We start from the raw sequence: 12,638 nt of genomic DNA, 5'->3' as shown, positions 1-12,638 counted from the left end.
ATGGGTTTCAAACTCGCCATCATCGGACTGGGCAAGATCGCGCAGGACCAGCACCTGCCGGTCGTCGCCAGGAACAAGGATTTCGAGCTCGCAGCCGTCGTCTCCTCGCGCGGCGGCCATGGCGACGTGCCGGCTTTCAGGACGCCCGCCGAGCTGTTCCGCAGCGGCCTCAAGCTCGATGCCGTCGCTCTCTGCATGCCGCCCGAGCCGCGCTTCGCCATCGCCCGCGACGCACTCGATGCCGGCCTCCACGTGCTGATGGAAAAGCCGCCCACGACCACCATGGGTGAGCTCGACGCCATCACCGCGCACGCGCATCGCGCCAAGCGCATCCTCTTCACCACCTGGCATTCGCAATACAACAAGGCGGTGGACGAAGCGCAGCGCCTCTTGAAGGGCAAGCGCGTCACCCGCCTGCACGTCAGCTGGAAGGAGGACGTGCGCCACTGGCACCCCGGCCAGGACTGGATCTGGGAGCCCGGCGGCTTCGGCGTCTTCGATCCCGGCATCAACGCCTTCTCCATCGTCACCAAGATCCTGCCGCAGCCGGTCTTCGTGAAGTCGGCGATGCTGGAGACGCCGCGCAACAAGGCCACCCCCATTGCCGCGCAAATCACCTTCAAGCCATCATGGGAGGGCGAGGCCGAACTCACCGCCGACCTCGACTGGCGCCAGACCGGCGAGCAGAGCTGGAGCATCGACGTCGAGGCGGCGGACGGTTTGCAGCTGGCGCTGCGCCGCGGCGGCAGCGAACTCTACATCGCTGGCAAGCTCACGGTGCAGGCTCCGCCCGAGGAATACAAGGACATCTACGTCCACTTCGCCCAACTGCTGCGTGAGGGCCGCAGCCATGTCGATGGCGCGCCCCTGCAGCTCGTCTCCGACAGCTTCATGATGGGGCGAAGAACCGAAACGGAACCGTTCCTCTGAGGCGCAAGAGCGTCTGCGCCGCCGTTCCGCCGGCATCCACCCGCGGCCAGTCCATCGGGCCGAGATCGTAGCGGAGCTGGGCGTCGACCACCTCCGCTGTCGCATCCGAGGCATCGCCGCTGCGCGCCGCAACGCGCGCGGCCAGCGTCTCGCGCGGTGCATCGAGCCACACGCCCGCGAAATGTGCCCGCGTCCGCCGTGCGAGTTCCGCCGCGGCCGCGCGCTCGTCGGGCCGGGCGAAGACGGCATCGAGCACCACGGAATGCCTCGCTGCCAGCGCCTTCTCCGCCCGCGCCAGGCAGGCGGCATAGACCTCGAACGAGGCTTGCAGGGAATAGCTTTCCGCCGGCAGCCGTTCGGTTTCGGGCACACCCGCCAGCACCTTGCGTTCCACGTCGCTGCGCACATGGATCGCCCCCGGAGCAGCCCCCAGGAACGGCGCCAGCGCCGCAGCCACCGTCGACTTCCCAGAGCCCGACAGTCCGCCAATGCAAAGCAGCATGGGCGGCGAGACCTTCAGGTACGCTACTGAAGACCGGAACCAGTCCAGCGCCTGGCTCCGCTCCATCATCGAATTCTTGAACGCCAGCTCATGCGCCAGATCCGCCGTCACCAGCGCGCGGACACCGGCACGGGTGGAGAGAAACAGCGGCAACAAAGAGAGCCCCGAGAGATCCTCTTGCCTCCGCCGCAGATGAAGATAGCGGTTGAGCACCACATTGGCCGCCACCTTCACCCCGCTGCTCCACAGGTCCATAAGCAGAAAGGCAAGGTCATAGAGCACATCGATGGTGGCGATCTTCTCGCTGAACTCGATGGCGTCGAACAGCCGCGGTTCGCCACTTTCGAGAAAGATGTTGCCGCAATGAACATCGCCATGGCAGCGGCGCACGAGGCCGCGCTCTCCCCGGTCCGAAAGAAGCTGCCGGTCAAAGCGCAGGGCCGCTTCGTAAAGCGCGTGGAACTCAAGCGTGTCGGCAGGCGCAAAGATGTCGGGAGAGTCAATGAAGGCCTTCGACAGCTGCGCTCCGAGGCCTGTCATAATGTCCGAGCCTTTGATGTCGCGGCGCGGCGCCCGGTCATGCGATACGGCCACCATGGACGCGAGCTTGACAGCCAGCGTTCCATCAATCCCGCCATGCCCCATCCGCCACGCCAGCAGCTCATGCGCGGGGAAGCGGTGCATCACCAGCACCGGCTCGCCCAGAACCTCCTCGAGCCGCAGGTAAAGTTCGGGCGTGAACAGCCGGTTGATCGCGAGTTCCGCCATCAGCGCGGCGCGCCGCTTCTCCGGGGTCGAGAAATCGAGATAGGGCAGCCTCACGTCCTTCTTGATCTTGAAGGCAAGCTCTCCCACGAGAAACACATGCGCAGCATGCGTCTCAACATGCTCCACCGGCTGGCCGGGCAGGCCCCAAGTCTCGCCCTTGAGGAAGGCAGGAGTGAACATGAGTCAAGACTTATGGCCAGCAGCGGCGGTTTTCCTTGACCGGCGTCAATCCCCGTCGAGCAGCTGGCGCATCACCTCCTTATGCCGGTTCAGGAAGTTGCGGGTGATGGCGTAGTGCTCGGTATCCTCGTAGGCAACACGCTCCAGCCCCTGCGGCCCCAGCTGGTAGATCCAGGCATCCGGATAGGCCATCAGGATCGGCGAATGCGTGGCGATGATGAACTGGCTGTCGTCCGCAATCAGATCATGCATCCGCACCAGCATGGACATCTGCCGGGTGGGCGAGAGCGCAGCCTCGGGCTCGTCAAAGATGTATAGGCCCTTGCCGCGCAGCCGGTTTTCCAGAAGGGCGAGAAAGGACTCGCCGTGGGACTGTTCGTGAAGTGGGCGGCCGCCAAAGGAATCGATGATCTTTATCGGATTCGGGGACGGTTCCTTGTCCAGCGCGTCGATGTTTGTCGCGACGTTGAAATAGCTTTCCGCCCGTAGGAAGAAACCGTCACGCGCACGCCGCGCGCTCTTGATCAGCCGCAATGATGCGTGAAGCGGAGAGTGCGAGTCGAACGTGCCGAAGTTGAAGTTCTTGGATCCACCCTCGGGATTGAACCCCCACGCGACGGCAAGCGCCTCGATCAGGGTGGACTTGCCGGAACCATTCTCACCGACGATGAAGGTAACCTTCGGGTGGAAATCGATCTTGCTCAAACCCGCAATGGCAGGCAGCGCGTAGGGATAGGCCGAACGGTCCGCGACCCTCTCCCACAGCAACTCGGCACTGAGCAGATAATGCCGCGCTTCGAATGCCTTCATCGGGAGAGAGTGCCGCGCACGCTGTCCGCACGCAAGATGTTTCGATCAGTTCCCGCGGCGGCGTTCGCGGCGGGCGGCTCCCGCGGCGGCGGCGTCGTGGCCCTTGGCGAGTTCCGACACCGGGCCGAGCTTCGTCTCGATCAGCTCCAGCGACGGCCGGCTGCCCTTTGTGTAGCTTTCGAGCGACTTGCGCATCGAGGCCAGGTGCTCCGGGCTCGTGCCGCAGCAGCCGCCGATGATCCTGGCTCCGGCATCGAGTGCGATGCGGGCGTAATCCGCCATCAGCTCCGGCGTGCCGGTGTAGTGGATATGGCCATCGACATATTGCGGGATGCCGCAATTGCCCTTGGCGACCACCACTGCGTCGGGCCGCGCCTCCGAAATGCCGAGCACGGTGGCGACGAGTTCGGAAGCACCCACGCCGCAATTGGCGCCGATGGCCACGGGCTGGGTGGGCAGTGCTGCCGTGATGGCGCCGAAGGCCTTGGGCGTGATGCCCATCATGGTGCGGCCATTGGTGTCGAAGCTCATGGTGGTGACGATCGGAAGGCCCGCCTGCGAAGCACCCTCGACGGCGGCGCGCAGTTCCTCCTCCGACGACATGGTCTCGATCCACAAGACGTCCACGCCGCCTTCCTTGAGGGCCAGCGCCTGTTCGGCGAAGGCCTTAACCGCCTCGTCATGCGACATGGCGCCGACCGGCTCCATGATCTCGCCGGTGGGGCCGATGGACCCGCCCACATAGACGGGGCGGCCGGCGGCATCGGCCTCGGCGCGGGCATTCTTGGCGGCGGCAATGTTGATCTCCCGCACCTGGTCTTGCGCATTGTGGAGCTTCAGGCGGTGGCGGTTGCCGCCGAAGGAATTGGTGAGCACAATGTCTGCCCCCGCCTCGATGAACTGGCGGTGCAGCGTGCGCACCCGCTCCGGATGCTCGAAATTCCACATTTCGGGAGCATCTCCCGAGACGAGGCCCATCTGGAAATAATTGGTTCCCGTTGCGCCATCGGCCAGCAGCCAAGGACGCGTGGCGAGCGCTTCGGTGAAGGACGGGCGGGTCATGAAAGCCTCCGGGACAGACGACATAAGGACTTCTTTATATCGTTATCCAGCCGCTTGCCAAGCGCGAAACGCGTCTTTGGACAGTTTCAGGCGGCCTTGGCGCCGTAGAAGAGTGTCGAAACGTGCTGGGCTTCCGCGAAGAACAGCCAGCGCTGCACCACGGCGGCGAAGATCGCGAGTGCTGCGGAGAGCAGCGCGGCGAAAGGAACGGCAAGCCCCGCCAACATCATTAGGACGGCCAGAACCAGCGCGACGATCACCAGCCGCCGGAGCTTCGCGGCGTGCTTGCGGGCGACGGCGTAGCCCATCTCCTTTTGCACGTAATTGGCGGCGGTGTGCGGCACTTCCCATTGGCTCACCTGCCCCATGCGGCCAAGCCCCGTGGCCTGTTCGATCGTCAGGTCACGCGGTGCAGCGTCGATGCTGCGCCAGTAGGCGAGAATGACGGCCAGCGCGGCCACTAGCCAGGCATTCGAGAACCAGACGAGGAAGGCCGGAAAATTGCCGAAGACGGAGGTGATGGCTGCGAGGATCGTAGCCCCCGTCGCCAATGCGAAGGCGAGATAGACCCACACCGTCCAGCCATTGTGCCAGGCGCGGATGGTGGCCAGCGTCGCGTAGATCTTGCCCGTCGACATCACGGTCAGCAGGGCCAGCACGCCGGTGATCACGGCCAGCGGCTTGATGAGGTCAAGTGCGGGATAGAGACCGGACCACACCACGCCGAACAGCACGGCCGGCACATAGGTCACCACCGCCAGCACGCCCTCGCGCGACAGCCAGGAGGAGCGCCACTGCGACAGGGCCCGCCAAGCGCGCTCCGGGTGGCCGAGATGGAAGGTCGAGGACAGGAGCCCGATGGTGATAAGGCCCAGCGCGATCACCATTGCCGTGAGTCCGAACGCCAGCGTCGATGCTTCACCATGGCTCAACCCCACGAGGCAGAGCAGTGCCAGCAGCCCATAGCCGGCGCCGGAGGCCGTCGTGAACAGGATGACGGAATAGGCGGGATGCATTCTCAGCCTTCAAGCTTTCCGGAATGGTCGACTTCATTGGCGCGGGCCGAGCCCTTTCCGGGCGACAGCACCTTGTCCGCCCATTGGAAGAGCCGGTCGAAGGCGGAGCCATCGGGCTTTGGCAGGGCTTCGGCGCGCGAGGTGGTGGCATCGCGCCGCGCGCGCGGTGGGAGATACTTGTTGACGGGCTTGTAGCCCATCTCGGGCAAGAGGTCATAGCCACCGCGCTCGGCCACGAGCTGCGAGACCTTGGAGGAGGAGTCACCGAGATCGCCGAAATGCCGCGCACTGGTGGGACAGGCCTTCACGCAGGCGGGCAAGCGGTCGTCCTCCCCGAGATTGTCGTTGTAGATGCGGTCGACGCAGAGCGTGCACTTCTTCATCACGCCATGCGACTGGTCGTATTCACGCGCGCCATAGGGGCAGGCCCAGGAGCAAAGCTTGCAGCCGATGCAGGTTTCGGGGTTCACCAGCACGATGCCGTCCTCGGCGCGCTTGTAGCTCGCACCCGTGGGGCAAACGGTAACGCAGGCGGGCTCCTCGCAATGGAGGCAGGATCGCGGGAAATGGACGATGCGCGACTGGTCCTGCCCCGCTTCCCGCACCTCATAGCCGTGCACGCGGTTGAGCCAGACGCCGGTCGCCTCCGCACCCTGGGTATGCTCGTCGGTGAGCGGCGCCGAATAGCCCTGCGTGTTCCATTCCTTGCAGGAGGTCACGCAGGCCTGGCAGCCGACACAGGTATCGAGGTCGATGACGAGACCCAGCTTCCTCGCGGTGGGAGGCGGGAGAGAGGTCATTCGGCCCTCGCAAGCGGCTTCAGCGTGGCGAATTGCGGTTCGCTCATGTCAGACTGGCCGGCGGCCTTCTCGACGCGGACGCGCAGGTCGTACCACGCCGCCTGGCCGGTGACGGGATCGCTGTTCGAATAGCGGTAGCCGCCTTCGCGTTCCGGCAGGAGTTCGGAGATGAGGTGATTGAGAAGGAAGCCCTTCTTCGCCTCGTCCGCACCGGGATCGAGCCCCCAGGTGCCGGAGCGCTTGCCGATGGCGTTCCACGTCCAAACCGTGTCGGGGTTCACGCCATCCATCAGCTTGGCCTGCGCCTTGATGACCCCATGGTGCGAGGTGACGGTGACCCAGTCGCCATCGGCGATCTTCAATTTCGCCGCCATCCCGCGCGCCATGTAGAGCCAGTTGCGGCCGAGGATCTGGCGGAGCCAGGCATTCTGCGAGCCCCAGGAATGATACATGGCCATGGGGCGCTGGGTCACGGCATGCAAGGGGAACTCAGCCTCCGGCACCATCTCGCCCTCGAAGGGCGGATACCAGAAGGGGATCGGGTCGAAGTGGCTGGCGATGCGCTGGCGATGCTGCTCCGGCGCCACCACCTTGCCGTGGCCCTGCGCGGAGAGGCGGAACTTCTGCAGCGGCTCGCAATAGAGCTGGTGGATCACCGGCTCCGGCTTGCCGATGAAGCCGAAGAAGGTGGCCCAGTCGAGATAGGCCCAATTCACATGGCGGTAGTATTTCATGTGCTCGGGCAATTCGTAGAACCAATGGCAGCCATTGGCGATGTAACGCAGGAGCTGCTCCGGATTGGGAGCGCCTCTGCCCTGCGACCGGCCGTTGGGCCCGCGAAAGCCCGCCAGCGGGCCGATGCCGGGCGCACGCTCGTGGTTGACGATATAGTCCGGATAGCCGCCGGGATAACGCGGCGAGCCATCGGTACGCGTCATGCCGGGAAGGCCGAGCCTGGCGCCGAGGTCGAGCAGCACCGTCTGGAAGGGGCGCACGTCGCGGTCGGGTTCGACGACCGGCTGGCGGATCGAGTCGGCCGGGCCATCGGCCTCGGAGATCGGGCGGTCGAGCAGCGAGATGCAGTCCCAGCGCTCGAGATAGGTGGTGTCCGGCAAAATCAGATCGGCGTAGTGCACCATCTCGGAGGCATAGGCATCGGAATAGATGATCTTGGGGATGGTGTAGCTTCCGTCTGGCTCCTTCTGGGTGAGGTAGCGGATGGTGTCCGGCACGTTCATCGCCGAGTTCCAGCTCATGTTGGCCATGTACATGAACAGGACGTCGATGCCATAGGGGTCCTTCTTCGCGGCATTGGTGATGACCATGTGCATCATGCCATGGGCAGCGAGCGGCGCATCCCAGCTATAGGCCTTGTCGATGCGCTGCGGGGTTCCTTCCGCATCGACGAGGAGGTCCTCCGGCGCGGCGACGAAGCCGAGCGGCGGGCCGGGCAGCGGCGTGTTGGGCTTCACCTGGCCGGGCTTTCCGGCCGGCTTCACGCCGGGCGGTGCGGGCTTGGGGAACGGCGCCTTGTAGCGGAAGCCGCCGGGCACATCGATCGTGCCAAGAAGAATCTGGAGGAGGTGGATGGTGCGGCAGGTCTGGAAGCCATTGGCATGGGCGGAGATTCCACGCATCGCGTGCATGGAAACGGGGCGGCCCACCATCCTCTCGTGATAACGGCCCAGATGATCCGTCCACGGAACGTCGAGCGCAATCTCCTCCTCGAAGGCGGTGCGGGCCAGTTCGGCGGCGATGCGCTTGATCGTTTCGGCCGGAACGCCGCAGCGCTCCGCCACCTTCTCCGGCGCCCATTCGGGATCGAGGAAGCGTTCGGCGATGAGCGTGAAGGCGGTGACGGCGCGGCGGCCGTCCGGCAGTTTGAAACGGCCCATCAATTTCGGCGCCGCATCGGGCGAGAGGGCCGGCATGGGCGAATTGGAATGGCTGTCCCACACTAGGGCCGAGCCCTGCGGGGCGCGGGCGAAAAGGCCGTCATCGGCGTGGCCCGGGTTCTCGATGATCAGCCAGGGTGAATTGGTGTAGCGCAGCACATAGTCGCCATCGATCTTCTGGGCGGTGAGCAGCTCATGGATCAGCGCGCCCACGAACAGCCCGTCGGCGCCCGGGCGGATGCCGATCCACTCGTCCGCGATCGCGGAATAGCCGGTGCGGATCGGGTTGATCGATACGATCTTGGCGCCGCGCGCCTTGAGCTGGCCCAAGCCCTTCTTGATCGGGTTGGAGCCATGGTCCTCGGCCACGCCGAAGAGCAGGAAGTATTTCGTATGCTTCCAGTCGGGCTCGCCGAACTCCCAAAAGGCGCCGCCGAAGGTGTAGAGCCCGGCCGCCGCCATGTTCACCGAGCAGAAGCCGCCATGAGCGGCATAGTTGGGCGTGCCGAACTGGGTGGCCCACCAGCCGGTGAGGCCCTGGCTCTGGTCACGCCCGGTGAAGAAGGCGAGTTTCTTGGGGTCCTTGGCGCGAACCTCGGAGAGCCATTGCGTGGCCAGGCCCAGCGCCTCGCCCCACTCGATTTCCTTGAATTCGCCCGCACCACGCTCACCCACGCGCAGCAGCGGCTTCGACAGGCGGCCCGGAGAATAGTGCTGCATGATACCGGCGGCGCCTTTGCCGCAGATCACGCCCTTGTTGACTGGGTGTTCCGGGTTGCCGTCGATATAGGTGACGCGCCCGTCCTTCAGATGCACCCTGATGCCGCAGCGGCAGGCGCACATGTAGCAGGTGGTGGTCTTCACCTCGTCCCAGGTCTTCGGCGAGGTGTTTACGGCGGGCTGGGTCATGCGGGTCCGGTCAAAGGGTCCAATCTTTTCTACTCTACCGGCTCTATTGGCCCTATGATAGGTCCAGAAGGACTGTTCACAGGTACCAAACTTGCGCGACTGGCTCGTCCATATCCGGCGGAACGAACACGCCAGCCTCCAAACCCAGATCCGCGAGGCGCTGGTCGCGGCCATCCTTGACGGGCAGCTGGCTCGGGAGGAGCCCATTCCCTCCACCCGCAAGATGGCGAAGAGCCTCGGCGTTTCAAGGAATACCGTGGTCCTAGCTTATCAGGGCCTGCTGGATGATGGCTATCTCGTGGCTAGGGAGCGTTCCGGCTACTTCGTCTCAGAAAAAGCGCTGGACAGCGGCTCTCCACCTAAGCAGCCACCGAAGCAGGCGGCGCCCGGCACCGGCATTGACTGGGCCAGCCGCCTCACCATGCAGCCCGCCGAGCAGACCAATGTCTCGAAGCCCTTGGACTGGCAGTCCTACCCCTACCCCTTCATCTATGGCCAAGTGGACCACACGCTGTTCCCGCTCGCCGAATGGCGCGATTGCTCCCGGCAGGCGCTGGGCAAGAAGTGGCTCGGCTCCTGGACCAACGACACCTGGGCCCATGACGACCCGCTGCTGGTCGAACAGATCCGCCGCCGCATTTTGCCCCGCCGCGGCATCATGGCCAATGACGACGAGATACTCATCACATTGGGCGCCCAGAACGCGCTCTACCTGCTGACGACACTGCTGGTCGGCGCGCAGACCCGCGTGGGCATGGAGGAGCCGGGCTATCCGGATGTGCGCAACATCTTCAACCTGCGCACCGCCAACGTGGCGCTGCTGCCGGTGGACGAAAGGGGCCTGGTCCCTTCCGAGGCCTTCGACGATTGCGACCTCGTTTTCACCACGCCGAGCCATCAGTTCCCCACCACGGTGACCATGCCGCTCGAACGCCGCATGGAACTCCTGAAGCGCGCGGCGAAGCACGATGTGGTGATCATCGAGGACGACTACGAGTTCGAGACCAATTACGTGAACGAGCCCTGTCCGGCCTTGAAGTCGCTGGATGACGACGGGCGGGTCATCTACGTGGGTTCGCTGTCGAAGACGCTGTTCCCGGGGCTTCGGCTGGGCTTCCTAGTGGCGCCGAAGAACATCGTGGCGGAGGCCCGTGCGCTGCGGCGCCTGATGGTGCGGCACGCGCCGAACAACAACCAGCGCACGGCGGCGCTGTTCCTGTCGCTCGGGCACCACGACACGCTGATCCGCCGCCTGCACCGCGCCTATCGCACGCGCTGGGAGATCATGGGCGATGCGCTGAAGCAGAGCTTGCCGGACGCGAGCCGCGTGCCGAGCTTCGGCGGCACCAGCTTCTGGGTGAAGGGACCGCAGGGACTGGACAGTGACGAGTTGGGCAAACAGGCCGCCGCCAAGGGCGTGCTGATCGAACCCGGGCGCATTACCTTCGGAGCGGCCGAGGCACCGCGCAATTTCTATCGCCTCGCTTTCTCGTCCATCGCCGAGCAGAAGATCGAGCCGGGCATCCGGATCCTGTCGGATCTGGTGCGGCGCTAAGCCATGAAGCTTGCCACCGACAACCGGGCGATGGCTATGGCCTGTGTGCTGGCGGGTGTCGGCCTTGCTTCGGCGCAGGATGCGGTGGTGAAATACATGTCGTCGGGCTACCCGGCCTATGAGACGCTGCTGTTCCGATGCGTGGGCTCGCTCCCCGTCATCGCCTTCGTGCTGTGGAAACAGGGGCGCGGCTGGTCCATCGCCACGCCGCTGTGGCCGCGCGTGTGCCTGCGTGGGCTGATCCTCGCGGCGGCCTATGTCTGCTTCGTGCTGGCCATCGCGGCGATCCCGATCGCCAATGCGGTGGCGATCTATTTCACCATGCCCTTCTTCGTGGCGGGACTTGCCGGACCACTGCTGCATGAGCGGGTGCGGCTGCACCGCTGGCTCGCCATCATCGCCGGATTCATCGGAGTGCTCATCATGGTGCGGCCGGGTGCTGGCGTCTTCGAACCGGCATCGCTGCTCGCACTCGGCTCCGCCATGGGCTACGCCGTGGGACAAATGCTGGGGCGGCCGCTTTCGCAGCGTGTTTCGCCGATCGTGATCGCGACATGGCAGAACTTCATTTACGCAGGCATGGCGCTCACCATCGGGATCATATTCAATACGTTCGACTTTGGGCACTTCACGCATCCGAGCCTGGTGTTCCTGTCGCGGCCGCCGGTGTGGCCCTCGGCCTTCGATGCCATGCTGCTGTTCGGCCACGGCATCTTCGCGGGCACAGCGATGATCCTGTTCATCAATGCCTACCGGCTGGCGGAAACAAACTTCGTGGCGCCCTTCGAGTATTCGGCGATGATCTGGGCGGTGTTCTACGGCATCCTGCTGTTCGGCGACTTCCCCGATGTCTACAACTGGCTTGGCGCGGGCATCGTGATCACGGCGGGCATCCTGATGATCCTGCGAGACCGGGCGCTGGACCGGTCACTGGCCTAGAGGCCGAAGCGCTTCCAGAGACGGCCTGCGAGACTATTGGGCGGAAACGGCATCTCGGCATCGACACCGCGCCTCTTCCAAATCGTCGCATACATGTGCATGAAGGGCGATGGCGGCGGGTCGCGCTCCTCGAGGAAATAGGCGGGCACGTTCCACCAGGCGACGGGGTCGACGGCCTCGGGCGGCAGGATGTCGATCTCGAGATCGGGGTGGCGCAGCATGAGGCCCGAGAGCATGTGAGGCCCGACGTTTTCCCAGCTGCGGTCTTCCGGGTTGAGCGCCGCGACGCGGTCGAGCGCCAGGTGCCAGAGGTCGCCGGCGCGTGGGCTTGGATCGGCCATGAAGCAGTTGGTGACCTGGGTAAGGCTCTCGCCCGTGGCGGTGGGCTCCGCATGGCGGAAGGGGCGGCGCTTCTCGGAGGCGATCAACGGGCGCGCCTCGATCCTGGGGTCATCAATGAGCGCCACCACGTCGAGATCGGCCCAGATGCCGCCCTGCTCGGCGAGCACGCGATAGCGGAACAGACTGGTGAGATAGGCCATGTTCGCAGCATCGCCTTCAGGCATCGGCAGCAGCGTCGAAGCATCCTGCACGCCGGCGAATTCGGCACGCAGGTGATCGGGATCATAGCTCCACACCATCACCCGATAGCCCTGCGCCAGGAAGCTGGCGAGGCTCAGGCGGGCGAGGCGCGAGAGTTCGCCAGAGACCCAGAGCATGTGGACGGGAAGCTGCTTCAGCCTCATGATCACCTCAGATCGGATAGCCCGCCCAGCCCTTCACCGTGCGGAGCGCCAATGAGGACTGGATGCGCTGCACGCCGGGAAGGCGCGAGATTCGCGAGCGGTGGATTCGCTCATAATCCGCCGCATCGGTGGCGGCAACGCGGAGCAGATAGTCGAACTGGCCGCTCATCAGGTGGCATTCAAGAATCTCCGGCACCCGCTGCACAGCTTTCTCGAATTTCTCGAAGGCCTCCTCGGTCTGGGCGGAGAGCGAGACCTCCACGAAGAACTCGTTGGCAAGACCCAGCGCCGCGCGGTCGAGATTAGCGGTATACCCCTGGATCACGCCCGCCTCTTCCAGCAGCTTCACCCGGCGGTGGCAGGAGGAGGCCGAGAGACCGGCCTTCTGCGCTAGGTCGGCGATCGGGCGCTGGGCGTTCTTCTGCAGTTCGGACAGGATGATCTTGTCCGTCTTGTCGAGTTCTTGGGATTTCATTCGAATTTCATAGCATATCCTCGAACCAGGTTTCAATGCTGCAGTGCTCCG

11 protein-coding genes are annotated in these 12,638 nt (G+C 64.8%); 3 read left to right on the top strand and 8 right to left on the bottom strand.

All coding sequences use genetic code 11. The features are described from left to right. Positions 1-930 carry a Gfo/Idh/MocA family oxidoreductase gene (locus IOC82_RS01840; protein WP_290544468.1) on the top strand — a complete coding sequence of 310 codons (930 nt, stop codon included), beginning with the start codon at positions 1-3 and terminating at the stop codon, positions 928-930. Here IOC82_RS01840 and IOC82_RS01835 read toward each other — a convergent pair. From IOC82_RS01835 to IOC82_RS01810, 6 genes are all read right to left on the bottom strand, one after another. Beyond that, entirely contained in the window at positions 890-2,380 is a 1,491-nt protein-coding gene (locus IOC82_RS01835) for a bifunctional aminoglycoside phosphotransferase/ATP-binding protein (protein WP_290544467.1), read from the bottom strand. The genes IOC82_RS01840 and IOC82_RS01835 overlap by 41 nt on opposite strands. Before the next feature lie 45 nt (positions 2,381-2,425). After that, on the bottom strand, positions 2,426-3,190 hold the full coding sequence (locus IOC82_RS01830) for an AAA family ATPase (protein ID WP_290544466.1): 765 nt from the start codon (positions 3,188-3,190) through the stop codon (positions 2,426-2,428). A gap of 45 nt (positions 3,191-3,235) precedes the next feature. Continuing rightward, the gene (gene bmt / locus IOC82_RS01825) at positions 3,236-4,252 is read right to left on the bottom strand and encodes a betaine--homocysteine S-methyltransferase (protein WP_290544465.1); all 1,017 of its coding nucleotides are present in this window, start codon (positions 4,250-4,252) and stop codon (positions 3,236-3,238) included. An 86-nt stretch (positions 4,253-4,338) separates the two neighbouring features. Next, entirely contained in the window at positions 4,339-5,268 is a 930-nt protein-coding gene (locus IOC82_RS01820; protein WP_290544464.1) for a DmsC/YnfH family molybdoenzyme membrane anchor subunit, read from the bottom strand. A gap of 2 nt (positions 5,269-5,270) precedes the next feature. Then, the gene (locus tag IOC82_RS01815; protein WP_290544463.1) at positions 5,271-6,068 is read right to left on the bottom strand and encodes a 4Fe-4S dicluster domain-containing protein; all 798 of its coding nucleotides are present in this window, start codon (positions 6,066-6,068) and stop codon (positions 5,271-5,273) included. Further along, positions 6,065-8,872 carry a molybdopterin oxidoreductase family protein gene (locus IOC82_RS01810; protein ID WP_290544462.1) on the bottom strand — a complete coding sequence of 936 codons (2,808 nt, stop codon included), beginning with the start codon at positions 8,870-8,872 and terminating at the stop codon, positions 6,065-6,067. Before IOC82_RS01810 ends, IOC82_RS01815 begins: the two co-directional genes overlap by 4 nt. A 91-nt stretch (positions 8,873-8,963) precedes the next feature. Here IOC82_RS01810 and IOC82_RS01805 point away from each other — a divergent pair, with 91 nt between their 5' ends. After that, positions 8,964-10,427, top strand: a complete 1,464-nt coding sequence (locus tag IOC82_RS01805; protein ID WP_290544461.1) for a PLP-dependent aminotransferase family protein — start codon at positions 8,964-8,966, stop codon at positions 10,425-10,427. A gap of 3 nt (positions 10,428-10,430) precedes the next feature. Further along, a complete protein-coding gene (locus IOC82_RS01800) occupies positions 10,431-11,366 on the top strand; it encodes a DMT family transporter (RefSeq protein ID WP_290544460.1) in 936 nt (311 codons plus the stop codon). Here the strand turns inward: IOC82_RS01800 and IOC82_RS01795 are convergent. Beyond that, complete coding sequence (locus IOC82_RS01795; protein ID WP_290544459.1) at positions 11,363-12,112, bottom strand: hypothetical protein; 750 nt, start codon at positions 12,110-12,112, stop codon at positions 11,363-11,365. The genes IOC82_RS01800 and IOC82_RS01795 overlap by 4 nt on opposite strands. Before the next feature lie 7 nt (positions 12,113-12,119). Then, entirely contained in the window at positions 12,120-12,587 is a 468-nt protein-coding gene (locus IOC82_RS01790; RefSeq protein ID WP_290544458.1) for an Lrp/AsnC family transcriptional regulator, read from the bottom strand. Positions 12,588-12,638: the final 51 nt, after the last annotated feature.

Origin of the sequence: Aestuariivirga sp., assembly GCF_020252395.1 — a bacterium.
Lineage (GTDB): Bacteria > Pseudomonadota > Alphaproteobacteria > Rhizobiales > Aestuariivirgaceae > Aestuariivirga.
The sequence above is the reverse complement of the archived record's forward strand: the minus strand, read 5'-3'. Positions and strand labels throughout refer to the sequence as shown.

What these genes read in the sequence shown, in the direction of transcription:
- IOC82_RS01830 (WP_290544466.1), bottom strand. Translation starts at nt 3,190, where the DNA reads ATGAAGGCATTCGAAGCGCGGCATTATCTGCTCAGTGCCGAGTTGCTG.
- IOC82_RS01800 (WP_290544460.1), top strand. Translation starts at nt 10,431, where the DNA reads ATGAAGCTTGCCACCGACAACCGGGCGATGGCTATGGCCTGTGTGCTG.
- IOC82_RS01790 (WP_290544458.1), bottom strand. Translation starts at nt 12,587, where the DNA reads ATGAAATCCCAAGAACTCGACAAGACGGACAAGATCATCCTGTCCGAA.
- IOC82_RS01795 (WP_290544459.1), bottom strand. Translation starts at nt 12,112, where the DNA reads ATGAGGCTGAAGCAGCTTCCCGTCCACATGCTCTGGGTCTCTGGCGAA.
- bmt (WP_290544465.1), bottom strand. Translation starts at nt 4,252, where the DNA reads ATGACCCGCCCGTCCTTCACCGAAGCGCTCGCCACGCGTCCTTGGCTG.
- IOC82_RS01810 (WP_290544462.1), bottom strand. Translation starts at nt 8,872, where the DNA reads ATGACCCAGCCCGCCGTAAACACCTCGCCGAAGACCTGGGACGAGGTG.
- IOC82_RS01835 (WP_290544467.1), bottom strand. Translation starts at nt 2,380, where the DNA reads ATGTTCACTCCTGCCTTCCTCAAGGGCGAGACTTGGGGCCTGCCCGGC.
- IOC82_RS01820 (WP_290544464.1), bottom strand. Translation starts at nt 5,268, where the DNA reads ATGCATCCCGCCTATTCCGTCATCCTGTTCACGACGGCCTCCGGCGCC.
- IOC82_RS01840 (WP_290544468.1), top strand. Translation starts at nt 1, where the DNA reads ATGGGTTTCAAACTCGCCATCATCGGACTGGGCAAGATCGCGCAGGAC.
- IOC82_RS01815 (WP_290544463.1), bottom strand. Translation starts at nt 6,068, where the DNA reads ATGACCTCTCTCCCGCCTCCCACCGCGAGGAAGCTGGGTCTCGTCATC.